The sequence below is a fragment of the Alteromonas oceanisediminis genome, assembly GCF_018474025.1.
GTDB lineage: Bacteria > Pseudomonadota > Gammaproteobacteria > Enterobacterales > Alteromonadaceae > Alteromonas_E > Alteromonas_E oceanisediminis.
In genome coordinates, this window is sequence record NZ_JAHCTA010000003.1 from 200,706 (window position 1) to 226,659 (window position 25,954).

Below are 25,954 nucleotides of genomic sequence, written 5' to 3' on the forward strand. Positions count from 1 at the left end.
AATTCCTTAACGTGATGTGTTCTATCGAGTGATTGCCGTTTTGTCCCAGCTTACCCACTGTTGTAGCGACAACATGATCCTGTCGAGCACGAAACCGATGATACCGATGGTGAATACGGCAACCATGATGCGAGCCAATGATTCAGAACTGCCATTTTGAAACTCATCCCAGACAAACTTACCTAAACCGGGATTCTGCGCGAGCATTTCGGCTGCGATTAACACCATCCAACCAATCCCCAACGACAAGCGTAAGCCAGTAAAAATCATCGGAATGGACGAGGGCAAAACAATTTTAATGATGTGGGTAATGGCATTGAGCCGTAAGACTTTGCTGACGTTGAGTAAGTCTGTGTCGATAGATGATACGCCAACAGCGGTATTGATTAACGTTGGCCATAAACAGCATAGTGCGACAGTGATGGCGGACGTGACGAATGACTTGGAGAACATCGGATCGTCACTGATATACGTGGCGCTTACAACGATGGTCACAAGCGGTAACCACGCTAACGGAGACACCGGTTTAAACAGCTGAATCAATGGGTTCATTGCTGAGTACGCTGATTTACTTAGCCCGCAGACTATCCCTAGAGGCACGGCAACCAATGACGCGAGCGCAAATCCCACCATAACGGTGTAAAGACTTGTCCAAATTTGTTCGATGAAGGTGGGCGCCCCCGTAAAGTCGCGTATTTTAGGCTCATACGATGGATCAAGCGCGACGCGTTGTGCGTTTCGCTCTGCTTGCCGCGCATAAAAGGCGTCGGCTTTCTGTTGTTGCGCCTGATGCTCAGCCCAAAGACTACCGGTTTGCTCCCACACTTGTGCGGGGCCAGGAAACTGACCTAACGAAGTGTCTACATTCTTCGCCACGGCGCTCCACATGCCAATGAAGACCAGAATACCTAGCAGGGGTAATATTAGACCTGCGGATTTTTGTCCCCACTTCGAACGGTCAAAGCCCTTTCTCACGGAACCGACCATAATGGGAATACTGCTTGAGTTAAACATAGGATGCCCCTGTCGATGATTAAAGTTTACGCTCGCCCTTAAGGCCTATGGCAAGCGATTCGAGATAGGCATTTGGCTGACTGCCGTCATACGTGATCCCGTCAATAAACTCAGTTTGCGGCGGCTTAAAACCCGTTTCTGAATCAAAGTCGGGAAAGTCGGAAGGCTGTGCTTTTCCCTCTTGGATCAATGCGAGTGCAGCTTGAGCATAGATATCGGGACGGTAAACAGACTTGGCGATATCCATAAACCAGCTATCCGGCTTCGGCTCAGCAATTTGCCCCCAGCGACGCATTTGCGTGAGATACCAGATAGCATCGCTGTAGAATGGATAGGTTGCGTGATACCGAAAAAACACATTGAAATCAGGCACATCTCGTACATCACCTTTTTCATACTCAAAGGTACCTACCATGCTATTGGCAATGACTTCTTCGTCGGCACCCACGTACTGGGGTTTAGACAGGATTTTGACGGCCGCTTTTCGATTGGCATTGTTATTTTCATCTAGCCACATGGCGGCACGGATCATCGCTTTTACCACGCGAATGTGCGTATTCGGATTCGCTTCTGCCCATGTTTTGCTAACGCCGAACACTTTTTCTGGATTGTTTTTCCAAATTTCATAATCCGTGATCACAGGCACGCCGATGCCTTTAAATACGGCCTGCTGGTTCCACGGCTCTCCCACACAATAACCGTGAATAGTACCGGCTTCCATTGTGGCAGGCATTTGTGGCGGTGGCGTAACCGATAACAGCGCGTCAGCTTCTATTTGCCCACTGGTGTCGCCTTTGTGTGGGGCATAGAAACCAGGATGTATACCGCCTGCCGCAAGCCAGTAGCGTAGCTCATAATTGTGTGTAGAGACCGGGAACACCATACCCATTTTGAAAGACTTTCCCTCACGCTTGTATTGGTCGACAACCGGTTTTAGCGCGTCAGCCTGGATCGGATGGACGGGTTTTCCATCCTGATGTGCGATGTTTGGTTTCATCTGTGCCCAAACGTCATTGGATACAGTAATACCATTCCCATTAAGGTCCATGCTGAATGCCGTGATGATGTCCGCTTGCGTGCCGTAGCCGATTGTTGCGCCCAGCGGCTGGCCTGCCAGCATATGCGCACCATCCAGTTCGCCGTCTATCACGCGATCAAGTAAGACTTTCCAGTTCGCTTGCGCCTCAAGCGTGACATATAAACCTTCATCTTCGAAAAACCGTTTCTCATACGCGATGGCAAGAGGAGCCATGTCGGTGAGCTTTATAAAGCCGAAGGTCAACTCTTCTTTTTCTGGCCAACCCACACTGCCATCAACTTGCTCAGCAAATGCCGATGATGTCGCGGCAGATGATGCCAGCATTACGCTGATGGCAACGGTGCGTACCACCGCACGCTTGATCAAGGAACCTGTGTTTATATGACTCATTTCATCCTCCATTTAGGCAAAAAAAAACCCGCGCAAACTCAGGACACGTTGAGTTTGCGCGGGCAGCATTGCCACTGGATCTCACTACGGCTTCGTAGATCATCCCTACTGTTTTATTGTGTGAAGCGCGCGATATTACAGCTTATCGTCACGTGCTTTCCGATACCCTTTCGAGCAACGGACTTTATTACATCAGTGCTTACAGACTAGGTTTTGCATCAATGATGCCAAAAATAAAATCACTATTTATCAGGTGCTTAACAAACGATTTACATCCACAGAATCATCAATTCTAACTAGCTTGGTGCGCTGTGCACAATTAGTGTGCTTCTGGCGCAGGTCGTTTACGCGGCAAACAGCGTGACTCACAGGTCGACACGCCCTAGTGCCTGTCTACCTTTCACGATGAGAATATCTGATGGTAAATGTCCGAGCGGTAGATTCGGCTCAGATCGACTTCACTGGCAACGACTTTGGACAACTGCCCTGTGCTCTCCATTTTTGCTAATAGCCATTGTGCGCACTGTAAACTGGGTGCGTTAACATCGGCATGCTCAGAGAAAAACAAATTGTAGTCAGGGATCTCGCGCGGGCTCAGACCCGGTTTGACCACACAACTGCCAATCAGCGATGGTGCAATCACGTCGATAGGCGCATCGAGATAATCGTACCCGCTCAGCAGGCGCGCAGATTCAAATCGATTCGGTATTGTTTCCAACCAGCAACACGCCTGTTTCAATGCCCGACACAGTTTCGTCACGCGCTCAGGATATCGCTGATGGTATTGACTTAGCACGCCCAGCACTTTTTCTGCTGAATTTGGCCAGATATCGCACGAAGTTAACACCGTGACGCCAAACCCGGCTCGCACCGCCTTTGCATTCCATGGCCCCCCCACGCAGTAGCCGTCAATATCGCCACAATGTAAGGCATCCACCATATTGGTGGGCGGAACAATGACTAGCTCAACGTCATCCAGTGAAATCTGACCTGACGCCAGCCAGTCAACCAGTTGGTAATAATGGCAACTGTAAGGAAACACGCTGGCAAAGCGCAGCTTCGCACGGTGCTGCTTTCGTCGTTGCGCCACGACAGCACCCAAAGCATTAGCCGACAAGGGCAAGTGTAGGTCAGAGAAATCATTCGTTGCCGCGATCTCATCATACACAGCATTGGATAGCGTGATCGCATTGCCATTTTGGCTGAGCACCAGAGGCGTCATCACGTCGCAGGCTGGCCCAGCCAACCCCAGCGCACTGGCGATTGGCATCGGCGCGAGCATATGCGCTGCATCCAATACCCCAGCATGCAGCTTATCGCGTAATGTCGACCAGGAATGCTGTGCTTGCAGTGTCACGTTTAATCCATGCTCAGTAAAAAAGCCTAACTCTTTCGCGACAACCAACGGCGCCGAATCGGTTAGTGCCACATAGCCTAGGGTTACCGGCATGGAAGCGTCGCTATTCATGGTTATTTACCGTTATCTAAATGATTTAAGACTGACAACAACGTGCGAGCGATATCTTCTATTTTTTGCCCTACATCCATCGCCATTTTGCGCATGGCGCTATACGCCTGCTGTTCATCCATACCACGCTGCTGCATAAGTAAGCGTTTTGCTTTATCAATGGTCTGCTTAGCAGCCAACGCATGCTTGGTTTCATCCAATTCCTGACGCAGTCGCTGGTATTCGCCAAACCGAGCAACCGCAGCATCAAGTATTGAGCGTACACGCTTAGGCTCCGTGTCGCCCACTACATAAGCGGTCACGCCACTGCGCACCGATTGATTGATAATGTCGGTATCTTCTTCGTCAGAGAACATGACGACCGGCTTGGGTGCAACGCTTGAAATCGTGTGCAAACTATCCAGAACATCGCGACTGGGCGACTCGATATCGATCACGATGATATCAGGTTGAATACGGTCGACATCCTTGAGCAATCTTTGCGTTGCACTGGATAGATGGGTTACATGATAGCGCGACTCAACCAGTGCAGCAGTGAATGCCTGTGCACGTGCATGATTATCATCAATTAACAGAATGCTAAGTCGAGACGGTGAATTCATATCATCCACATGCAACAGGGTTGCCAAACAAACGTAAAACCTACTGGGTACAAAGCAAAACATCGGCCAACAATCTTAAAATATAACGTATTGATAATGCTAAATAAATTCAAATACGTTAACGGATTATTCAACGGTGTTTCTGCTACTGCACTAGTATTGTGCAACGGGCTGCGCAATCACAGGAGCGGTGTCAGTGTGACGTGTCATTTTAGCGCGCAATGGCCAAGCTCTGTCGCGCTGTTGCCACATCTTTTGCGCCGAAGAATACGCCGATTGCCACGATTGACTGTGCATTGCCGTCATCATGATCGCCAGTGTTCCTACTACCGCTGAATGACCATAGTGATCCTGAACCCGTTCTTCCCAAAGCGCTTTTAACCCGTCAGGCTCAAGGTCTCGAGGCTTGGCTGAACGTATTTGGTTTAAGCAAGGCACCGCTATGGTTTGCCGATGGCCGAGACGCGCGATATGCAGTTCGCATTCGCGTTCGGGCGAAAGCTCTATTTCACCCGAATCTCCACGGAAGCTAAGCACGTTAGGCTCACCCAGCTGTTGTGCGACCAAGGCGTGTTTTTCATCCAGATGACGATGGTAAACCCCTTGAATCGACACAGGGGCCGCTAGCGGGTTGAGCATACGTGACAGGGTGTTTGCACAAGAACGCAAACCTAACTCAGCGCGAAGCTGGAGCAACTCGTCAAGTCGAGGATTGATGGTTGCCAATGTCACGTACCCAAAGCTGTTTTCATCCAACTGAGATGAAAGCTGTGCGGCAGTCTCTGCCGCGGGAAAATTAAAATGAGCCAACACATCTGCTACGTATAAACGCTGGCTGTCCGGTTCATTAGCGCCGTGCAATACAATTCTTTTGCCGTTTCCAGCTAAGCACAGCACTGCCAGCAACAACCAGGGTAAATGCCGGCGTTTGCCCGCATAACATCCCAAATCTAGATCCACCGAAATCGTCTTGAATGCTGGCGCAGTAAAAGCTCTGCTGGCGATGAGAAACCCCGCGAGTTCCTCAGGCGTTTCCTGTCGCATACGGAGCAACATCAAAAAAGCTCCGCGTTGTTCAGCGCTGACCTTTTGACCTAATAGCAGTGACATCGCCCGATGAGCTTGCGCTTGGCTCAAAGTTTTGCCGCTGCGTTGGCCTTTACCAATAAGCTGAATGAACTGCTTAAATTCACGCATGGGCAAGAAGTTCAGCGCTGATCGTCATGCGATTCGACACGGTTTCGCCAATGATAATTAAGCTAGGCCCGCTAAAGTGAACTGCGCTAAACGTCTCACCTACCGATCCAGCCGTCGCAACACACACCGCTTGTTGCGATGTGGTTGCCTGGTCGATCACAGCCATCGGCATGCTTCCGGGCATACCTGCCGCCATGAGATTGATTGCAATGTCTTTAACTTTAGACAACCCCATGTAAAACACGAGTGTTTCGCGTTTACTCGCTTCAGCCAATGCCACCCAGTCGGGCTGATCCCTCGCGTCCTTTGCTCGCGCTGTGATGAAGCGCACAGACTGCGCACAATCTCGGTGTGTCAGCGCGATGCCGGTATAAGCAGAAGCTCCTGAGGCCGCCGTAATGCCGGGAATGATTGCGAACGGGATGTTGGCTGCTGTGAGGGCGTGCGCCTCCTCTGCGGTGCGTCCAAACACAGCCGGGTCACCGCCTTTTAAGCGAACCACTCGCTTACCATCACGCGCATGTGTGACCATCAATGCGCCAATAGAGGACTGTGAAATACTGTGTTTACCGGCTCGTTTTCCAACAAACAACTGTACTGCCGTGTGAGGGATGAGATTAACAATGTCCTGACTCACGAGCCAATCAACTAATACGACCTCGGCCTGCTGGATCGCGTTGAGCGCCTTGATGGTTAACAGATCAGGATCGCCCGGCCCAGCACCGACCAAAAGCACACTGCCATGAGGGGCTTTCGAGACCACATCGAGGGTTCTCTTCAACGGTGGTGCATGTTGCGATTTACTGCGGGCACCCAGAAAACGGGACAGACGAAAAAAAGAAGTAAGAATAGCCGTCATAACTCTGATGCCTCGCTAGTGGGTGAAAGGGTTCTAACAGGAATGCTCTGAGCAGACCGCGCCGCATGAGGATTTCTTTCCTTGATCAGCCGTGAGAGTTCAGTTTTACACGAACCGCAATTCGTACCACATTGGAGTTGCGCGCCTAACGCCTCTACGGATTGGTGACCGCTGTCGATGGCGTCGATGATGCTCTGTTCACGCACAGAAAAACACGTACAAATCACCTGGCCTAAGCTGATATGTGACGGTGTTTCGGCGCGCAACAATTCCGCAATGTCGTCGCTTTCCAGTTGCGCCTGTTGAAACAACATCTGCATCCACTCACCGCTCAGTGAGGGGTGCTGTTCTTCGCTGTGGCTAATGCGAGCCACCAGCGTGCACCGTTGATCACATAGCGTGGCGATGGTGTATTGGTGTTGGCTAAACCGCTGTAATATATCGACATCCGCTTCCAGCAATGGCTGCAACGATTCCACAAACTCGCTCAATGTTACGTGGCTGGCTAATTGATATTGCAGCCCCCCCTCGAATGGCACCGAACACCAGTAGGCCATAGAGGCTAGAAACGTCGAGGGTAATTCACTTTTGCTGAATAGGTGCGCGGTACTTTTAGGGTTGAGTGGTCGAATATTTACCGCTGCATGCTTAAGTTCCGGCTGGCCAGATACCGCGTCGCGTGCGCTACTAAACAGTCTGGCGACACTACCTGCCGATGTATTGGTCGCGCTCCAATGGATGGGCGCAAACAGCTCGCCCCGACGCTGTGAAGTACTCAGTTGTACGCGCATAACCACCGGCTGCTGTTGAACCGCTACTGATGACGCTAACACGGCAAGGCCACCGTTGGATAACGATTGCTGCTCTGCATCAGCAGGGTGCATCGCCACAAAAGGTTCAGCGGTGTGCTGATTCAATGCCGATGACAAACCGGTGCGTGTCATGCTGTGCCACTGATCGCGTAATCGCCCAGTATTGAGCACAAACGGGAAGCGTTGCGACGTTTGTTGCTCTGGCAAGGTAAACTGCAGTGCTGTGAACTGTGCTTTCCCACTGGGTGTAAAAAACTGCCCGTTGGTGAACATACGCGCTGTTCCGTTTGGCGCATCCGATGTGACGGGCCATTGAATGGGCTTTAGCTGCTCGTATTCACGCTCTGTCAGGCCGCTCAACCCACTGATGTCAAAATCACGCGACCCCTGATTCTGATAGGCCGACAAACGCGCATGTTCAGCAAATATGTGCGCCGGACTTTTGAAATTAAAGCCGTGCCGAAAGCCCATACGTCGAGCCACATCGCAAATGATTGCCCAGTCATGCCGCGCATTACCATAAGCAGGCATGATGCCGCGTTGGCGAGATATGCGTCGCTCTGAGTTGGTTACCGTACCGTCTTTTTCAGACCAGCCTGTGGCTGGCAGCACAATATCAGCGTAGTGCAATGTGTCGTTGCTTTTAACGATATCCGATACAACCACCAGCGGGCACTGGCCAAGGGCTTGCTCAATCTCATTCCGGTTAGGCATGCTCACAACAGGATTTGTGGCCATAATCCACAACGCTTTAATTTTACCCGATTTCAGTGCTGAAAATAGGTCGACCGCCTTGTACCCAGGCTTTGTAGCTATGGTCGGTGACTGCCAGAATGTCTGTACAATATCGCGATGGTGCGCGTTGTCGATATTCATGTGTGCGGCAAGCATATTCGATAGCCCCCCCACTTCTCTGCCTCCCATCGCATTGGGTTGACCCGTAATGGAAAAGGGCCCGGATCCGACTTTGCCAATTTTACCCGTAGCCAGATGGCATTGAATGATCGCAGTGGCTTTGTCGACGCCCGCACTGGATTGATTTACACCCATTGAATAGAAGGTGACACTGGTGTCGGATCGCGCAAATCCTGCATAGAACGCAAGCACGGTACTTAAGTCCAAGTCACAGACTTCGGCTACTTTTGCTGGTGTGAACTCCACCGCTGCGCTGCGCGCACTGTCAAACCCTTGGGTGTAATGAGTAATATATTCCCTATCAAGGTGATCATGTTCAGTCAAATAGTTCAGCAAACCGCTGAACAGAGCGACATCGCTGCCGGGACGCAGCGGTAAGTGTAAGTCAGCGATTTCACAGGAGGCGGTATGACGGGGATCAATGACCACAATCTGCATGTTGGGGTTGTGCTGCTTTGCACGTTCGATGCGCTGAAATAACACGGGATGAGTCCATGCGGCGTTAGACCCCGTCAGCACCAGATAGTCAGTGTTTTCTAAATCTTCGTAGTTGCAGGGCACCGCATCTGCACCAAACGCTCTCTGGTAGGCGGCGACTGCTGAAGACATGCATAAACGTGAATTGGTATCAATATTCGCGCTGCCAATGAAACCTTTCATCAGTTTATTGGCAACATAATAATCTTCTGTAAGCAACTGACCCGACACGTAAAAGGCCACGGAATCGGGGCCATACTGTTGGATCGCGTCTAAAAACCCGTCTGCCACCGCCAAGAGCGCAGAATCCCACGTGACGGTTTTGCCGCCGATGGAAGGTTCTGCTAGGCGCCCCTCGGTGCCCAATGTATCGCGCAGGTGACTGCCTTTGACACACAGCTGGCCGAAATTGGCCGGATGGTTTCTCTGCCCGACTAAGTCGGAAATGGAAGCTGTGCTGCCCTTTGTTGAACAAGCGACTTCGACGCCACAACCAACACCACAGTACGGACAGGTAGTGGATACTCGTTGTGCACTGTGTAGCATCTACACACCCTCGCCCATTTTCAGCATCACACGGCCATTTTCAATTTTGGCAGGGTAGGTGGGAATGGCAATATCGGGGTTGTCTAAGCAGTCGCCCGTTGAAAGGTGGTAGCGTTGTTTATACAACGGTGACGCAACGACAAAGTGGTCATCAACTGACCCTACAATACCGCGGTATAGTACTGCCGCTTTGCCGATGGGGTCGTCATTGCCGACAGCAAAAAGCTGTACTGATTGAGTGTTTAGTTCTGCCGATGCTGCAACGCAGAAAAGTGCCACTTGGCAACCGTTTACCATGGCGCATACGCCGGAGTTAAGCACCAAGTCGTCGACTCCACACACCTCAAACCACTGCGTAGAAACGGTGCTGTCATCATCTCGTGTTAATTCACATAATGTCATTGTCTATTCCTCGGCAGTTTCCAATTGACGCTTCTCCAGCTCGGTTGCCGGCCTGATTTGTTGGCGCTCATCAACGAAAATGATACTCGGATCAGCTTGATCAGAATTGATGAATCGGCGAAAACGTTTGCGTGACGATTCGCTTTCAATCGCTGTTTTCCATTCACATTGGTAACGCTGGATAACATCTGCCATCTGCGCTTCAAGCTCATGCGCGATGCCTAAAGAGTCCTGAATGATGACATCTTGCAGATACGCCAACCCGCCTTCTAAACTTTCCAGCCACACGGACGTGCGCTGCAGGCGATCTGCCGTACGAACGTAGAACATGAGTATCCGGTCGATATAGGCAACGAGTGTTTCCGTGTCGAGGTCAGTGGCGAAGAGGTCGGCGTGACGAGGTTTCATCCCGCCGTTACCACAGACATAAAGGTTCCAGCCATTTTCAGTCGCAATCACGCCAATATCCTTACTTTGCGCCTCAGCACATTCTCGGGTACAGCCGGATACGCCCATTTTCAGTTTGTGTGGTGAGCGCAAACCTTTATAACGATTCTCCAAGTCGATGGCTTGTTTAACCGAATCCTGAACACCGTAGCGACACCACACACTACCCACACAAGACTTCACCGTACGAAGCGATTTGGCGTACGCGTGGCCTGTCTCAACCCCCCCAGCGATTAACGCTTCCCAGATGTGCGGTAATTGATCAACCTGTGCACCGAAAAGATCGATGCGTTGACCACCGGTGATCTTTGTATACAGCTTAAACCGTTTGGCAACTTCACCAAGGAGGATCAGTTTATCCGGCGTAATCTCCCCCCCTGGTACTCGCGGAACAACGGAATAGGTGCCGTCTTTCTGCATGTTGGCAAGGTAAGTGTCATTGGTGTCTTGTAAGCCGATGTGATCCGGTTGCAACACAAAATCATTCCACAACGAGGCCAAAATGGACGCGACCGCAGGTTTGCACACCTCACAACCATGGCCTTTACCGTGCTGCTGAATCAACGCATCAAAGGTTTTGATCCGACCTACCTGAACGAGGTGAAAAAGTTCTTGGCGTGAATAGGCAAAATGCGCACAAATATCCTTCTTCACTTCCACACCACGCGCCACCAGTTCAGTATCTACCACGGATTTCAACAACGCGGCACAGCCTCCGCATCCAGTGCTGGCCTTTGTGCACGCTTTAATCGCGGCGATGTCATCGTTGCCTTCATCAATGGCGACAACGATGTCACCCTTACTCACGTTGTGACAAGAGCATACAATCGCTGAACAGGGCAATGCATCTGCGCCCAGAGCAGGAACGGCATTGTCTGAGGAGGGCAAAATCAACGCTTCTGGATTCGCTGGAAGCTCGATAGCGTTTAGGCAATACTGCAACAGGGTGTCATATTTACTGGTGTCACCCACCAGCACAGCCCCCAACAACATGCTTTCATCATTATTAACGACAATTTTTTTATACACCCCTTTAGATTGGCTCTCATAGGTGTAACTGAAGGACCCCGGCGTTTTACCGTGGCTGTCTCCGATAGAACCAACTTCCACCCCCATTAATTTCAGTTTGGTGCTCATGTCTGCGCCGCTGAAAGCGCCTTCTCTTCCCAGAACATGGTTCGCTGCCACGCGCGCCATACTATAGCCCGGTGCCACCAGCCCAAATATTTTGCCCTGCCACAGCGCGCACTCGCCAATGGCATAAATGTCGTTATCTGAGGTCTGGCAATAGTCGTTAACTACAATGCCGCCACGTTCACCAGTCTCTAGCCCAAAAGAGCGAGCCAATTGATCACTGGGGCGAATGCCAGCCGAAAACAAAATCATGTCGGTTTCAAGCATGCCGCCGTCTTTAAAGCACATTCGATAGCGGCATGATGTTCCCTGTTCAATGATTTCTGTTGCTTTACCGGTGTGTACCTGAACGCCAAGCGCTTCAATTTTATCCTTTAATACACGGCCCCCGCCGGCATCGACCTGAACCCCCATCAATTGCGGCGCAAATTCCACTACGTGGGTTTCCAAACAAGCTTCTCGAAGGGCGTTGGCAGCTTCCAGTCCTAAAAGGCCACCGCCAACGACTACGCCAGTTCGACTGACTTTGGCTGACGCTGCTATACGTTCAAGATCATCAATAGTGCGATACACCAGACAGTGTTCCTGCTGATGGCCGGGTATCGGTGGGACAAACGGGTACGAACCCGTGGCGAGCACCAGTTTGTCATATTGGGTGGTTATGCCTGACTCTGTGCTCACGGTCTTCAAATCAACATCAATGTGATTTACCCACGCATTGGTGTGCACATCAATCTTCAGGGTTTGATATTGTTCAGGCGTGGTCAGAGCTAGGGCATCTGCAGATTTGCCGCTGAAATACTCCGACAGATGCACTCGATCATAGGCGAGCCGCGATTCACCGCATAACACAGTGATCTTTGCATTCGTATCCTGTTGCCTGAGCTGTTCAATGAAATGATGGCCTACCATTCCATTTCCAACAACGACAATATGTAGTGCCTGAGCTGGCGTGTCTGAATGAATGTGCTGCTGTCGGTTCATAATCTACCTTCGGTGCTATCGCATCGCAGAGCGGGCATAAAAAAACCCGCAGTGCGTGTTGCTCATAGTGAGAACGGCACGTGCGGGCATCTTTGCCTGCCAGTCATTTGGCAACATTGCCAAACGCTAGCGAATTGTATCAATGAAAATCAGATCAGTACCGTATACAAGATTGACGCCACCCTGACATCACTAGATGAATCAACAACTTAGTTAGCATCTGTGCAGTGTGATACATGGCGTTGTGCACTGCGGCTGTGCACCGTGCACAATCAAAGGGAGCAATTAAAAAAAAACCACATCAATAGGATGTGGTTTTCCGTGTCACGCTCAACGCGGTTGCTATTAACTTTTTTGTCGCTTCATCGAGTCAAAAAACTCATCATTCGTTTTGCTCATTGATAAGCGGTTAATAAGAAACTCAATCGCATCCATTTCAGACATTTCATGCACAATTTTGCGCAATATCCACATCTTCTGCAGCTCTTCTTTGTTAGTGAGTAACTCTTCACGACGTGTGCCTGAACGATTAAAGTCAATGGCTGGAAATACGCGCTTTTCCGCAATCTTGCGATTTAAGTGCAGTTCCATGTTACCGGTGCCCTTAAACTCTTCGTAGATAACTTCGTCCATTTTAGAGCCGGTGTCGATAAGCGCCGTAGCAATAATGGTTAAACTTCCGCCTTCTTCAACGTTACGAGCTGCTCCGAAGAAGCGCTTGGGTTTATGCAATGCATTTGCATCAACACCACCGGTCAATACCTTGCCTGATGAAGGAATAACCGTATTGTAAGCGCGAGCCAGGCGCGTGATAGAGTCGAGCAGAATAACCACGTCTTTTTTGTGTTCGACCAAGCGCTTGGCTTTTTCAATGACCATCTCTGCCACCTGAACGTGACGACTGGCTGGTTCATCAAAGGTTGAAGCAACCACTTCACCTTGTACTAAGCGTTGCATCTCGGTCACTTCTTCCGGACGCTCGTCAATCAGCAATACCATCAACTGACACTCAGGATGATTGGCCGCGATTGATTGTGCAATATTTTGCAGCAACAGCGTTTTACCTGCTTTCGGTGGCGCAACAATCAAACCGCGTTGACCACGACCAATCGGCGATGCTAAATCAAGCACACGCGCCGTGATGTCTTCGGTACTGCCGTTGCCACGTTCCATGCGCAAACGCTCATTGGCATGCAGTGGGGTCAAATTTTCAAACAGGATTTTGTTACGGGAATTTTCTGGTTTATCGAAATTCACTTCGCGGATTTTTAGCAGGGCAAAATATCGCTCACTGTCTTTCGGCGGTCTGATTTTTCCCGCGATAGTGTCGCCAGTGCGTAGATTAAAACGACGGATCTGGCTAGGAGATACATAAATGTCGTCAGGCCCAGCTAGGTAAGATGAGTCTGATGAGCGTAAGAACCCAAACCCATCCTGCAATATTTCCAATACTCCATCGCCGAAGATGTCTTCGCCGCCTTTGGCGTGAGATTTCAAAATGGAGAATATAATATCCTGCTTACGCGCACGGGCCATGTTTTCGAGGCCCATTTCTTCGGCTAGCGCAACCAGTTCGCTAATAGGTTTGTTCTTGAGTTCTGTTAAATTCATATTGGGGGGTCTTTGTACTTTATAGACGCGTTTGCGCGGTAGTTTGTGTTTTACACGGAATGGTTCGCTCAACGTGTTGTTGAATGAAATTGGGGTGCCCGCTTACGAGCAACAAGAAAGTTAGCACCATATTTAAAGCACGTCTAGTCTGTTGTTTAATAAAATGTGAAAAATTTACGCGACTTCTCTGTCAGGCTCGGCATTCCAGCATGTTAATGGTGTGGCAATGCCCGAGACGTGCTGAGTATTGGTCGCGCGCAGCCACGTCGCTGCAATCTCAAATCAATACAGAGAAACAATGGCCTACTTAGCGCTAGGTTGCTCGTAACCAACCGGCAATCGAAAAGCGAGAGGTGTTTGTCGGCAATACCTCATGCGCGAAGGAATCGCTCAAGAACACCACCGCCGTCCCCATTATCGGTGGCACTTTTTGGCCAGTGAGATCATTGTCGTCAGCATAAATCACCAACTCACCGCCGTTACCCTCTTGCCAGTGTGGGTTGAGGTATACGACGAGCGACAACACCCTATTTTTATCACCTTGAAACGCGTCCTTATGACGTTGATAGAACGCGCCGGGGCGATAGTGTGCAAAGTGACTTTCGAAGCCACGCAGGCCCATATACAGTTGCTCGTTAACCGCAACCAATAGCGGCTCAACCCACGCCAGCCAATGTGGCCCGACCGGATGCGATTCATCAATCCATTGGATCACATCGCTGCGTATCGACATATCCATCAAACGCTTGGCGCCGCGCCCCACACCGGCGGCTACAAATTGTTCATTCGCCGCTAGGGTAGCATAGTGAAATAGCTGCTCAGCTAACTCATTGGGCAAGGCATTTCGCTGAATGCTGTAGCCGGTTCGGTGAAGGTCATCTACAATAGCGTTGAAGAGACGTTGATGTTCAGTGGTCATGGTGCCTTAAGCCTCAATTGCGAGGCAGTAATGAGAAGGCGCCTATTTACATCAGGTGTTGGCAATTAGCAATTGATTATTAGGATTTTAAAAAGGCGAATATGATTTTACCCAGTGTTGCCATTGTTGTTGGATTAGTTGTGTTGTTGTGGAGTGCCGGCAAATTCGTCGACGGAGCTGCTGGTACCGCGCGTTATTTTGGTATGTCTCCGCTGCTCATCGGTATGCTCGTGATTGGTTTTGGAACCTCCGCGCCGGAAATGATTGTTTCCGTATTCGCCGCCTCTCAGGGAAATCCGGGCTTGGCGCTGGGCAATGCTTACGGATCTAATATTGCCAACATCGCGTTGATCTTAGGTTTAACCGCATTGATAAGCCCTATCGCTGTGCGCTCTGAGGTGCTTAAGAAAGAGCTGCCGATTTTATTGGGTGTCACTCTTTTTTCAGTCTATCAACTCATTGATTTGGAAGTGTCACATGATGATGCATACGCTCTCTTAGGTATTTTCGCTGCGCTTATGGCATGGAGCATATACAGCGGTCTGAACAGCGACAATGATGCTTTGGCGGATGATGTCAATGCAGAAGTGTTGGATCAGCCCATCCGCAAAAATGTGATCATCTTACTGGTAGGCTTGCTGTTGTTAATAGCCAGCTCACGGCTATTAGTCTGGGGCGCCGTTGAAGTGGCGACCTTCTTCGGTGTCAGCGACGTGGTTATTGGTTTAACCATCATTGCTATCGGCACCTCGCTACCGGAACTTGCTTCATCGTTGATGGCGGTGAAAAAAGGTGAACATGAATTAGCACTGGGTAATGTGATTGGCTCAAACCTGTTTAATACCTTGGGTGTTATTGGTTTAGCTGGCGTGATCGCGCCAATGAATGTGGATCCAGCGTTCCTGTGGCGCGATTCGATTCTAATGATTGGCCTTACCGTCGCCTTGTTTATTTTCTGTATTGGCCTTAAAGGCCCAGGCCGATTGAACCGGCTGGAGGGGGGGATGTTTGTGTTGGTGTATATCGCCTACATGTACTTTTTGCTGGCATCTTCGTTTAGCGCGTAAGCCCTGTTGAGATACGCATAAAAAAAGCCCTCATTGAGGGCTTTTTATTGCGTAACATCATTGAGAAACATGACCTGCGTGTTTCAATCTCAACGTTAGATATTGTCGTTCAGAAACTCTTCCAGCTGAGTTTTAGACAACGCACCCACTTTTGTTGCAGCAACGTTTCCGTCTTTAAATAGCAACAAGGTAGGGATACCTCGAATGCCGTATTTTGGTGGGGTTTCGTTATTTTCATCGACATTCAACTTGCCAACTGTTAACTTGCCCTCGTATTCACCGGCTATGTCTTCTAAAATCGGTGCAATCATTTTACAGGGCCCACACCATTCGGCCCAGAAATCAACCAGCACAGGACCTGCAGCATTGATAACATCTGCTTCGAATTTATCATCAGATAACTGGATAATTTTGTCGCTCATTCTTTTCTCCAATAATGGTCACTCGCTGAGTTTGTTCAGCACGACCTTAAGTGTTATATAGAACCTGTTTTTAATGCAAGCATTGATAAGCTATAAGCTATGCAAACAACTCATTTAACGACTACACATTTTTCTGAGCTGCCGATCCATAAAGACGTGATCGCCGCTCTCGATGCAGCTAATTTTAAACACTGCACGCCCATTCAAGCGTTGAGTTTGCCGCCCTCACTACAAGGGTTGGATGTTGCGGGCCAGGCGCAAACCGGAACAGGCAAGACCATCGCATTTTTGGTCGCCACTTTCCACCATTTACTGTCTAACCCGGTGCCTGACACCAAAGCGCCACGCGCCATTATTATGGCTCCCACCCGTGAACTCGCTGTGCAGATCTACAATGACGCAGAACTGCTGAGCAAACACACCGGCATCTCTCTTGGACTCATATATGGGGGTGAGGGATATCAAAGTCAACGTGAAAAGCTGGATAAAGGTGTCGACATTATTATCGGCACCACAGGCCGCATACTCGATTATTACAAACAGGGTGTGTTCAGCCTCGATAGTATTCAAGTTGCAGTGCTTGACGAAGCCGACAGAATGTTTGACCTGGGTTTTATCAAAGATATTCGCTATTTATTGCGGCGCATGCCAAAACCGACGGAACGATTAAGCATGTTATTTTCTGCCACACTGAGTTTCAAAGTACAGGAACTGGCCTACGAGCACATGAATAGCCCAATCCACGTGCAAGTCGATCCTGAAAAGAAAACGGCAAGCCGCGTGCAGGAAGAGCTTTTTTACCCGTCTGACGAAGACAAAATGAAGCTCTTGCTGACACTGCTCGAAGAAGAATGGCCCGATAAAGCCATTGTGTTTGCCAATACCAAACACGGCTGTGAGATGGTGGAAGCTTGGCTGAAAGCCGACGGTCATCGCGTAGGCATGCTGTCTGGTGATGTTCCACAGAAGAAGCGTCTTGGAATTTTGGATAAGTTTACGCGCGGCGAACTGGATATTTTGGTTGCGACTGATGTTGCTGCACGCGGGCTGCACATTGATAAAGTCACGCACGTGTTCAATTACGATTTACCCGATGACGCTGAAGATTACGTTCACCGTATTGGCCGTACCGGTCGAGCAGGTGAAAGCGGTCATGCCATCAGTTTTGCTTGCGAAAAATACGCACTTAACCTCCCGGCTATCGAAGAATATATTGAGCACGCGATCCCCGTCACGGACTATGATCAAGAGTCTCTGTTAGACGATATCACGCCGCCAAAAATTCAACGCCGTCGCCCATCTGACCGCCAGCGTTCAGGTCGCTCGGGAGGCCGCTCCGGTGGCGGAAATTCACGCAGCGGCGGTAACAGAGGCCGCCGTTAATAATGAACAACACCCTTGGTTTGCCGACTCTGCGAGGCGAGTATTACGCAGCGGTCGACTTAGGTTCTAACAGTTTCCACATGGTGGTGGTGCACGTTATCAATGGTAGCGTGCAAATCGTCGGCAAGATAAAACAAAAAGTTCGCTTAGCCGCGGGCCTTGATGACGAAATGCGTCTGGACGAAGACAGTATGCAGCGAGGTTTAACCTGCTTGCAGTCGTTTGCTGAACGGTTACAGGATATTCCGCGTTCTAACATTAAGGTGGTCGCTACTGCAACGCTCCGGCTCGCGACGAATGCTGGGGAATTTACTCACCGAGCAGAAAAAATACTCGGCCTTCCCCTCAGCGTGATCAGTGGCGAGGAAGAAGCCCGACAAATTTATCTTGGTGTTGCTTATACCTCCGCGAACCAAGGTAGTAGCCTGGTCATCGATATTGGTGGTGCCAGCACTGAGATAATCTTTGGCAATGACATGACCCCTATCCATATGGTGAGTCTGGACATGGGCTGCGTGACCTTTATGGAGCGCTATTTCAAGGGTGGAGAGCTCAGCGAGAGTACCTTCTCAGCGGCGCAGCAAGTTGCTCAGACAATGCTCGCCGAAGTGGCAGACGAGTTTCTCTGCTTTGACTGGCAAAACTGCCTTGGTGCGTCAGGCACGCCACAGGCGATTGTGGAAATACTGACTAATCAAGGCATCAGTGATGCTATTCGTCTGGATTATTTATATGAACTCAAGCGACAATGCATTGCGTGCGGTACGTTGTCGGCATTGGATATTAGCGGCCTCAGCGAGTCACGCCGGACTATTTTTCCGAGTGGGCTTGCAATCCTGATTGGCTTATTTGAATCGTTACACATAGAGCAAATGAACATTTCGGGCGGCGCCCTGCGCGAAGGTTTAATTTACGGCATGCTCGATTCGATGCAGCACAATGACCGGCGCCAACAAACCTTAAACCAAACCATGCAGCGCTATCGGATCGACAGCACGCATGCCCAGAATGTACTGAGGGTTGCGCAAGTGCTTTCACGTCAGGTGTGTGAGCAAACGGGATTTTGTAACTTCGACACCGACGCCGTATTGGAAGCTGCAACCATGTTGCATGAGCTGGGGCTACACATAGACTATAAGCTACACCACAAACACGGCGCTTATATTCTCACGCACATCGATTTACCGGGTTACACACAGCTTCAGAAAACAACCATCCGGGATTTAGTCAGAAGCCATCGTCAGTCTATCGTTGTTGAAGATTTTGAGCGTTACCATGATGAAGTTAAACCGATGGTGATTAACTTGCTGCGCGTACTGCGCATCGCCACTGTGCTTTGCTTGCGACGCGCTGATCTGTCGCTGCCAGACATCACACTGACCATCGACCACACCGATTGGCGCTTAGACTTCCCCGATAAATGGCTTAAGCAGCACCCCTTGTTAAACGCCGAACTGTCGAACGAAAGCTGGCTCCAACACAAAGCAGGTTGGACGCTAAGTTGCAATTGATGCACCTCTCAGTCATCGTGATTGGTTATTGATATACTCTGCTGCTTGTTTAGCAAAGTAGGTCAGTATGCCATCCGCTCCCGCGCGTTTGAACGCCAACAATGATTCCATAACGACCGGCTCTTCGGCGAGCCAGCCATTCGCAAACGCCGCTTTGTGCATCGCATATTCACCGCTCACCTGATACGCAAAGGTAGGAACCTGAAACGTCTGTTTACAACGTTGTACAATATCCAGATAAGGCATGCCCGGTTTTACCATAACCATGTCGGCGCCCTCCTCAATATCCATCGCGATTTCGCGCAGCGCTTCATCAGCGTTGGCCGGGTCCATTTGATACGTTTTCTTATCTGCCCCTTTCAAATTGCCTGCTGACCCCACCGCATCTCGGAACGGGCCATAGTAGTGAGAGGCGTACTTGGCAGAGTAGGCCATAATACAGGTATGAATAAAATCGTTCTGTTCAAGGGCCGTGCGAATGCCACCAATGCGGCCATCCATCATGTCGGAGGGCGCCACAATATCTGCCCCCGCCTCAGCATGTGATAAAGCCTGTTTAATCAACACCTCGGTGGTTTCACCGTTTAACACGTATCCGTGCTCATCGAGGATGCCATCTTGGCCATGCACAGTGAATGGATCGAGTGCTACATCGGTGATAACCGATACGTTGGGAAAACGCTGTTTAATCTGACGCACAGCATTTTGCGCCAAGCCATCCTCAGCATAAGCCTGTTCGGCGAGTAACGATTTATGCTCAGGCGGGGTGACCGGAAACAACGCAATAGTGCTGATCCCCAGTGCGACAAGGCTCTCTATTTCTGGCAAGAGAAAGTCGATGGATAAACGCTCAATGCCCGGCATAGACGGTATCATTTCGCGCTGCTGGCTACCCGGTAGAACGAACATTGGGAAAATCAAATCACTGGCCTGTAGATGTGACTCGGCAACCAAGTTGCGCAGCGTTGGCGTTCTTCTTAACCGGCGTGGCCTTGCATAGGGAAATGGGCTTACATAACTCATGGCAATATCTCTTTTTCTGCGGGCATAGGCGCGCATATCACGCGATTGCGCCCCTGCTCTTTTGCTCTGTAGAGCAATTCATCAGCAAACTTGATCATATCCACTTCGGCGCCTTCAAACGAAGGGATGCCGGCAGTCACACCCGCACTGAGTGTGACCGTGAATCGATGCTCATCAGACTCTATCGTAATAGTTTCAACGTTAATGCGAATTTCCTCAAGCAGTGCAAGCGCACCATCAAGGTCGGTGTTGGGTAAAATAAATGAGAACTCTTCGCCGCCGTAGCGAAACACTTCATCCAGCGGTCGCTTCAACGCGGAGGATAATGCTTCGCTGATCACTTGTAGGCAGCGGTCACCGCCGATATGACCATACTGATCATTCACGCGTTTAAAATGGTCGATATCGATCATCGCTATTGCAAGCTCGGTCTGTTCTCGCCGGCTACGGCGGCTTTCGGCCAACAGTCGTTTATCAAACTGACGACGGTTCGGCAAACCAGTAAGCTGATCCAGTGCGCTCAGTTTTTCGAGCTCCTGATTGACTTCGGAAAGTTCACGCAAGGCAATTTCAAGCTCCAATGTGCGTTCTTCTACATTGTATTCAAGTTCGGCCTGACTTTTCTGCTGTAACTCAATAAGCTCGTCCTTGACCTTGGTGGCTTCCTGTTCTTTTTCAAGCGCTCTGGTTTGTGCCGCTGACAAACTGTCTCGTTGTTGTGAATAGCGCATCGCGAGGATCAACCCGAGCAACATCGTTTCAACAGACGCACCAAAAATGAGAATGTAGTGTGACGAAACCGGCAAAGAGACAATATCCAAATTATCTAACGTGGCTGAAAATGCACTGAGCAGAAGAAAAGACCAAGCCAGTGTATAGTATCGTGCGACCTGACTGCCCTGAAAAGACAGCCACATGCCACAGGCCAAAATACTCCCGACGGCCAACAACAGCATCGCCATAAACAGTTTGATCATGATGGCGTAGGGTGCAAACAAACTGACGAACGTAAATACACCAAATGTCGCTGCGGCAATCTGCAGCAGTTTTGCCAACTTTCGGCTGTATTTACGAATATCTAGCGTTTGGTAGGAAAACACCACTGCAAATACCAGTGTAATACTGGCGAAAACCACCACGGCGCGAGATTGTATCCACGTGGAGTGTGGCCAAAAATATTGGAAAGCTTGCCCATGTAAAGTCGCTAACGTGATCCCCAGGCACACGACATATCCGGTGTAGACCAGAAACGACAGACTGCGTGTCGTCACATAAAAAAACAGGTTGCTGATTGCCATCGCGACCATAAAGCCAAAAAACAACACCAAAATACTGGCGTGTAGCACGCTGTATTCCAGATACTGATTAAGCTCCCAAACACTCACAGGCAAGCGAACCGTACCCGACGTTTGTACTTTTACGTACGCGGTCACCTCATCTTCTATTCCCTCAAGTGGGATAAGAAATAGCGGATGCTGAATGGGGCGCTGCGCGAATGGCAGTGTATCGCCCAATTGATATTGTCGGACAGCAGACCGGTTATTAACGTCATCGGTGAAAAGCCATATTTCAAGGCTATCCAAGAGTGGGTAATCTATCTCCAGGAGCCGGTTTTCGTTAGCACGTGGCGCCGGTATGGTAAATTTAAACCAAACCGCCGGTTGCATCATTCCTAAAGAGGAATCTTCACCTAATGGGGCCCACTCAATAGCGTCTAAACGCCGGAGGTCTGCAACAGAAGCCTGACCAGCGCGATCCACATAGTGAACAATATCGCTAATGCGTTGGTCTTGCTTATCGAGCAGAGAGAGAAAAACGATGCCCCAAATCACGACTAACAGAAAGGCACTGATGATGCCTAAATTCCAGCGCTCGACACCCGAGTTGGCGGCTTTATCTGGCATAGGCGATTTCTTGACGGTTTACACGGAATAACTCACAGGCATTAGCAAAACTCGCCTGTGCGATATCGTTGACAGGTACGCGTAAAAGCTCAGCCAGTGTGTGCCCGATATGGGGGAGGTTGGCGGGCTCGTTGTTGCGCTTGCGCGGTTTCAGTGATTTTGGAAACAGATAGGGGGCGTCGGTCTCCAAGATCAGTTGCGATAACGGCAGGAATTTCACGGCCTCACGCAGAGCTTGACCGCGCTTGGGATCGCAAAGCCAGCCGGTTATCCCAATATAGAACCCCATGTCGACGTACGTTTTTAGTTGGTTTGTATCACCGGTAAAGCAATGCACTAAGCCACCACAGAGTCGAGCGCGATATTGCGATAGCAACGCCGTTTGCGCGGCGAACGCATCTCGTTCATGCAAATAAACTGGCAGTGAATACTTTGCCGCAAGTGATAGTTGAGCCTCGAACACGCGTTGCTGATTACTCTGCTGAGAATACATGCGATTAAAATCCAAACCACATTCTCCCACAGCGACAGCCTGCTTTTTACTGAGCAACTGATCCAACGCATCCAGCACATCGTCGGTGGCATCGTCGGCGTAGTGCGGATGAATACCCAGCGTGTTGGAGATCACCTGCGATTGCTGGCGCGCATGCGTGATGCATGGCGCCCACTCACTGGCGTGTGTGCTGATTAAACACAGGCGCTCAACGCCCTGCTCGCGCGCAGCCGCTAGGGTGTGCTGCGCAGGCAGCCTTTCGTCGAAGCAATTGACCCCTGCGTCAAACCATTGCATTACTGATCTCGTTTAACCTTCATTCGACGGTTTAACGAGTCTTTACCAAGATAAAACGCGCCAAGCACGCCGCGTTCAACGTATACACGGTCGCCAACATCAATTTTCAATGCACTGCCGTCATTCTGACGCCACACCTGACCGTTATCCAACTCAATAATTTTGCGACTGCGTGGTGTGGTGGTGATTTTGACCACTGACGCGTACAACTTGTCGATCATTTTTTCCGTATCGCGCCTGTGCTCAAGCCCAAACTCCTGCACTTCGCTACTGGCGGTAGGCGCTGCATCGGTGGGTAACACCACGCCCGAACGATCGGCGGGTGCCGGATCACTCTTTGCCACGTTGCCCGCAGAACGCGCCCGCAACATCGCTTCGGATCGCAGTGGCACATCACCTTCGGCGTACTGGCGCACCGACTTGGCAACGTTGTCGAAACACACCAGTCGCTTCAAGCTGTTGGACTCTTTGCTGCATTTCTCCACGGCGTCGCTGAGTGTACCTTGCTGCGCAATAGCTGAACCGGAAAGCAAAAACAAAGTTGCTACCAGCACAGACGAAAGTGAGCGAAAAACGTTTTCTCTATGAATCATGGACTATCCTGTTGTTGTTGATCTTGGTGACGACCTTCATATAGACCGCCAACAATAACGCCGAGTTCAAATAGAAGCCACATCGGTATGGCCAATAGGGTCTGTGAAATAATATCCGGAGGTGTGAGCAACATGCCAACCACAAACACACCCACAATCACATACGGTCGTTTTTGACGCAGTGAGTCAGCAGTGGTTACACCCGTCCAGCACATTAAAATAATCGCGATGGGAATTTCAAACGAAAGTCCAAATGCGAAAAACAATTTCAATACGAAATTCAGGTAGCTACTGATATCCGTACTGACCAGCACCCCTTCCGGGGCTACGCTGTTGAAAAAGGCGAACGCCAGCGGAAAGACCACAAAGTAGGCAAACGCCATCCCGGCATAAAATAATAGCGTGCTGGAGAGCAATAACGGTGCGACCAGTTTCTTTTCATTTTGATAAAGCCCTGGTGCGACGAAGCCCCATACCTGAAACAGCACGTAAGGAATGGCGATAAAGAATGACAACACCAACGTCAGTTTAAATGGCGCGAAAAAAGGCGATGCAACATCTGTTGCGATCATGCTCGACCCTTCAGGCAGCGTGGCCAGTAAAGGTTCAGCAAGCAGGTGGTAGAGGTCCTGTGCAAAGTAAGCCAGACAGAGAAAAACCACCAGCACGCTCAGCAAGGCTTTTAAAATCCGGCTGCGTAGCTCTATAAGATGCGAGACAAGACTGCTGGTTTCAGCCATCACTTTTAGGCTCTTGATCCGTTGGCGGCGTTGTTGTTGGCTTCTTTGCATAAGGTCGATTCACTGACTGCGCTGCTGCTTTGAGTTCGTCGACACTTTTTTGCACGTCCGGCGATAAGTTTTTCATACTCGCTGACTCTGCTTTTCTGAGGTTCTCATGTAATTCATGAATACGTAATTGCTCGTCCAGTTCCGACTTAACATTGCCAGCCATGCTCTTGATGCTACGGATCGTGCGGGCGGTCGAACGAATAGCGCCCGGCAACCGCTCGGGCCCCAGCACCAAAAGTGCGATCACTGCAATCACCAGCAGCTCCCAGAAGCCGATATCGAACATGCTTACTGAGTCTTATTGGTAGACTTTGTTGATTCCGTGGATGACTCGTTCTTTGCCGACGTTGTGTCGTCGGCTTCAACGCGTTTCGTCTCATCGAAATCAGCGTCTTTGTCACTCATTGCGTTCTTAAAGCCCTTCACTGCAGAGCCGAGATCGCCACCCATATTACGTAACTTTTTCGTACCAAATAAAAGCACCACTATCACGACAATGATAAGGAGCTGCCAAATACCGATACCGCCCATAAAACACCCATTATTGGTATTAGAAATGCATATTGCTCATTGTGTCACAACGTGACTATCCAATGCTACGTTGTTTTGTCATTATAGTGGGGAATTATAACGGTGCTGGAATCGATGAATCAGCCTATACGGATATTAAAAAAACACCTAAGCACGCGCCGATCGCATTGGCCTACTCAATGGAACGTCAGATTCTATCTATTCTGTATTTTGCTTGCGCAGGGAATACTGGTAAGCGCGTCAGCACAGGAAACCACTGCCTCCGCCGTGAATACCGACCATTGGATGGATCATTGGCATCGCCGTTTAGAGTCGAGCATGAACCTAACAGCCAAAGAGTTGGATGAATTTTTTGCGGCTCAACACGACGACTCACATAAAGATGCTCGTGCGTTTGGTCGTATTCGTATTGGCTGGGAACCACGCACACGCGAGTTCAATGAGTTTGACGTGCGTTTTCGCGTGCGCGTCAGATTACCGGCATTGAAAAACCGTGTGGATTTGTTGTTATCTGATGATGAAGATGATTTGCAGGAAAACTCGGTCAAAGCTGCCAGGAATGCGCAGTTGGGGCGACGCGACCAAACCACGTTAGCGCTACGGTTTCGTGAATCAGAAGATGCGCATTTCTCACACCGTATTGGCGCAGGCCGTCGCGACCAGTTATTTTACAAAACCCGGTATCGCAACGATTACGACATCAATCAAACGATGCGACTGTACTATGATGCCGAACTTTATTATTACACACGCGATCGCCTCGGCGCTGAAGTCGGTTTAAGTTTCCAGCAACTGGTCTCAGAGGATAAGGTTTGGCGTTTGTCGAACCGTTACTATTACCGAGATATCAGCGATGATTGGCGCTGGCGGCACGAAGCGCAATTTCTGCATCAGGTCGATGCAAAAACCACCTACGTTTACACCGCATTCATTGAAGGGTTAAGCCAACCCAACATGCACACAGAGCAAGTGTTTTTCAGCACCAAGTGGCGCAGCAACCCTATGCGAGACTGGCTGTTCTTCGAAGTTGAACCGTTCATTTTATTGCTTAAAGACGAAAGCTTCAGCCCATCTTATGGGTTGGCAATGCGCTTTGAGGTATTGTACGGCAAGCGCTAATGCG

General features: G+C 49.9%; 23 protein-coding genes. 4 read left to right on the plus strand and 19 right to left on the minus strand.

The annotated features are described in order from the left end of the window. Positions 1–21 precede the first annotated feature (21 nt). The 11 genes from KIU71_RS06335 to KIU71_RS06385 form a co-directional block, all read right to left on the minus strand. Positions 22–987 carry an ABC transporter permease gene (locus KIU71_RS06335; protein WP_250207353.1) on the minus strand — a complete coding sequence of 322 codons (966 nt, stop codon included), beginning with the start codon at positions 985–987 and terminating at the stop codon, positions 22–24. A 46-nt stretch (positions 988–1,033) separates the two neighbouring features. Beyond that, a complete protein-coding gene (locus tag KIU71_RS06340; RefSeq protein WP_390881827.1) occupies positions 1,034–2,377 on the minus strand; it encodes a CmpA/NrtA family ABC transporter substrate-binding protein in 1,344 nt (447 codons plus the stop codon). A gap of 466 nt (positions 2,378–2,843) precedes the next feature. Continuing rightward, entirely contained in the window at positions 2,844–3,911 is a 1,068-nt protein-coding gene (locus tag KIU71_RS06345) for a CmpA/NrtA family ABC transporter substrate-binding protein (RefSeq protein WP_214130347.1), read from the minus strand. A 2-nt stretch (positions 3,912–3,913) separates the two neighbouring features. After that, positions 3,914–4,513 carry an ANTAR domain-containing response regulator gene (locus KIU71_RS06350; protein WP_214130348.1) on the minus strand — a complete coding sequence of 200 codons (600 nt, stop codon included), beginning with the start codon at positions 4,511–4,513 and terminating at the stop codon, positions 3,914–3,916. 153 nt (positions 4,514–4,666) lie between these two features. After that, complete coding sequence (locus tag KIU71_RS06355) at positions 4,667–5,710, minus strand: glycosyl transferase family protein (RefSeq protein WP_214130349.1); 1,044 nt, start codon at positions 5,708–5,710, stop codon at positions 4,667–4,669. Continuing rightward, on the minus strand, positions 5,703–6,569 hold the full coding sequence (gene cobA / locus KIU71_RS06360; protein ID WP_214130350.1) for a uroporphyrinogen-III C-methyltransferase: 867 nt from the start codon (positions 6,567–6,569) through the stop codon (positions 5,703–5,705). Before cobA ends, KIU71_RS06355 begins: the two co-directional genes overlap by 8 nt. Further along, on the minus strand, positions 6,566–9,319 hold the full coding sequence (locus KIU71_RS06365) for a nitrate reductase (RefSeq protein WP_214130352.1): 2,754 nt from the start codon (positions 9,317–9,319) through the stop codon (positions 6,566–6,568). The genes cobA and KIU71_RS06365 overlap by 4 nt, the downstream gene beginning before the upstream one ends. Next, positions 9,320–9,721 carry a nitrite reductase small subunit NirD gene (gene nirD / locus KIU71_RS06370; RefSeq protein WP_214130353.1) on the minus strand — a complete coding sequence of 134 codons (402 nt, stop codon included), beginning with the start codon at positions 9,719–9,721 and terminating at the stop codon, positions 9,320–9,322. A 3-nt stretch (positions 9,722–9,724) separates the two neighbouring features. After that, on the minus strand, positions 9,725–12,286 hold the full coding sequence (gene nirB, locus KIU71_RS06375) for a nitrite reductase large subunit NirB (RefSeq protein ID WP_214130354.1): 2,562 nt from the start codon (positions 12,284–12,286) through the stop codon (positions 9,725–9,727). Positions 12,287–12,631: 345 nt separating this feature from the next. Continuing rightward, positions 12,632–13,897: a transcription termination factor Rho gene (gene rho, locus KIU71_RS06380; protein WP_214130356.1), complete on the minus strand. Its 1,266-nt coding sequence runs from the start codon at positions 13,895–13,897 to the stop codon at positions 12,632–12,634. Positions 13,898–14,210: 313 nt separating this feature from the next. Further along, on the minus strand, positions 14,211–14,816 hold the full coding sequence (locus KIU71_RS06385) for a 2OG-Fe(II) oxygenase (RefSeq protein ID WP_214130357.1): 606 nt from the start codon (positions 14,814–14,816) through the stop codon (positions 14,211–14,213). A 101-nt stretch (positions 14,817–14,917) separates the two neighbouring features. On the opposite strand from KIU71_RS06385, the gene KIU71_RS06390 reads away from it, so the two are divergent. Then, positions 14,918–15,883: a calcium/sodium antiporter gene (locus tag KIU71_RS06390; RefSeq protein WP_214130359.1), complete on the plus strand. Its 966-nt coding sequence runs from the start codon at positions 14,918–14,920 to the stop codon at positions 15,881–15,883. A 95-nt stretch (positions 15,884–15,978) separates the two neighbouring features. Here the strand turns inward: KIU71_RS06390 and trxA are convergent, their stop codons facing one another. Next, positions 15,979–16,305, minus strand: a complete 327-nt coding sequence (trxA, locus tag KIU71_RS06395; RefSeq protein WP_214130360.1) for a thioredoxin TrxA — start codon at positions 16,303–16,305, stop codon at positions 15,979–15,981. A gap of 99 nt (positions 16,306–16,404) precedes the next feature. Between trxA and rhlB the strand changes: the two genes are divergently transcribed. Together rhlB and KIU71_RS06405 are read left to right on the plus strand one after the other, a co-directional pair. Continuing rightward, on the plus strand, positions 16,405–17,688 hold the full coding sequence (rhlB, locus tag KIU71_RS06400) for an ATP-dependent RNA helicase RhlB (RefSeq protein ID WP_214130361.1): 1,284 nt from the start codon (positions 16,405–16,407) through the stop codon (positions 17,686–17,688). A 2-nt stretch (positions 17,689–17,690) separates the two neighbouring features. Next, on the plus strand, positions 17,691–19,199 hold the full coding sequence (locus KIU71_RS06405) for a Ppx/GppA phosphatase family protein (RefSeq protein WP_214130362.1): 1,509 nt from the start codon (positions 17,691–17,693) through the stop codon (positions 19,197–19,199). Between the two features lie 12 nt (positions 19,200–19,211). Here the strand turns inward: KIU71_RS06405 and hemB are convergent, their stop codons facing one another. From hemB to tatA, 7 genes are read right to left on the minus strand one after another with little or no spacing between them, the layout of a single operon-like run. Continuing rightward, positions 19,212–20,228 carry a porphobilinogen synthase gene (gene hemB / locus KIU71_RS06410; RefSeq protein ID WP_214130617.1) on the minus strand — a complete coding sequence of 339 codons (1,017 nt, stop codon included), beginning with the start codon at positions 20,226–20,228 and terminating at the stop codon, positions 19,212–19,214. Continuing rightward, positions 20,219–22,126: a sensor domain-containing diguanylate cyclase gene (locus KIU71_RS06415; RefSeq protein ID WP_214130363.1), complete on the minus strand. Its 1,908-nt coding sequence runs from the start codon at positions 22,124–22,126 to the stop codon at positions 20,219–20,221. The genes hemB and KIU71_RS06415 overlap by 10 nt, the downstream gene beginning before the upstream one ends. After that, positions 22,116–22,916, minus strand: a complete 801-nt coding sequence (locus tag KIU71_RS06420; protein ID WP_214130365.1) for a TatD family hydrolase — start codon at positions 22,914–22,916, stop codon at positions 22,116–22,118. Before KIU71_RS06420 ends, KIU71_RS06415 begins: the two co-directional genes overlap by 11 nt. After that, a complete protein-coding gene (locus KIU71_RS06425) occupies positions 22,916–23,509 on the minus strand; it encodes a hypothetical protein (protein WP_214130366.1) in 594 nt (197 codons plus the stop codon). The genes KIU71_RS06420 and KIU71_RS06425 overlap by 1 nt, the downstream gene beginning before the upstream one ends. Continuing rightward, positions 23,506–24,249 (minus strand): twin-arginine translocase subunit TatC, encoded by a 744-nt coding sequence (gene tatC, locus KIU71_RS06430; protein ID WP_214130618.1) that lies wholly within the window; start codon positions 24,247–24,249, stop codon positions 23,506–23,508. The genes KIU71_RS06425 and tatC overlap by 4 nt, the downstream gene beginning before the upstream one ends. Next, a complete protein-coding gene (tatB, locus tag KIU71_RS06435) occupies positions 24,242–24,586 on the minus strand; it encodes a Sec-independent protein translocase protein TatB (protein ID WP_214130368.1) in 345 nt (114 codons plus the stop codon). The genes tatC and tatB overlap by 8 nt, the downstream gene beginning before the upstream one ends. A gap of 2 nt (positions 24,587–24,588) precedes the next feature. Then, positions 24,589–24,831, minus strand: coding sequence for a Sec-independent protein translocase subunit TatA (tatA, locus tag KIU71_RS06440; protein WP_214130369.1), 243 nt, complete (start codon positions 24,829–24,831; stop codon positions 24,589–24,591). Positions 24,832–24,945: 114 nt separating this feature from the next. Between tatA and KIU71_RS06445 the strand changes: the two genes are divergently transcribed. Continuing rightward, a complete protein-coding gene (locus tag KIU71_RS06445; protein ID WP_250207317.1) occupies positions 24,946–25,950 on the plus strand; it encodes a hypothetical protein in 1,005 nt (334 codons plus the stop codon). Positions 25,951–25,954: the final 4 nt, after the last annotated feature.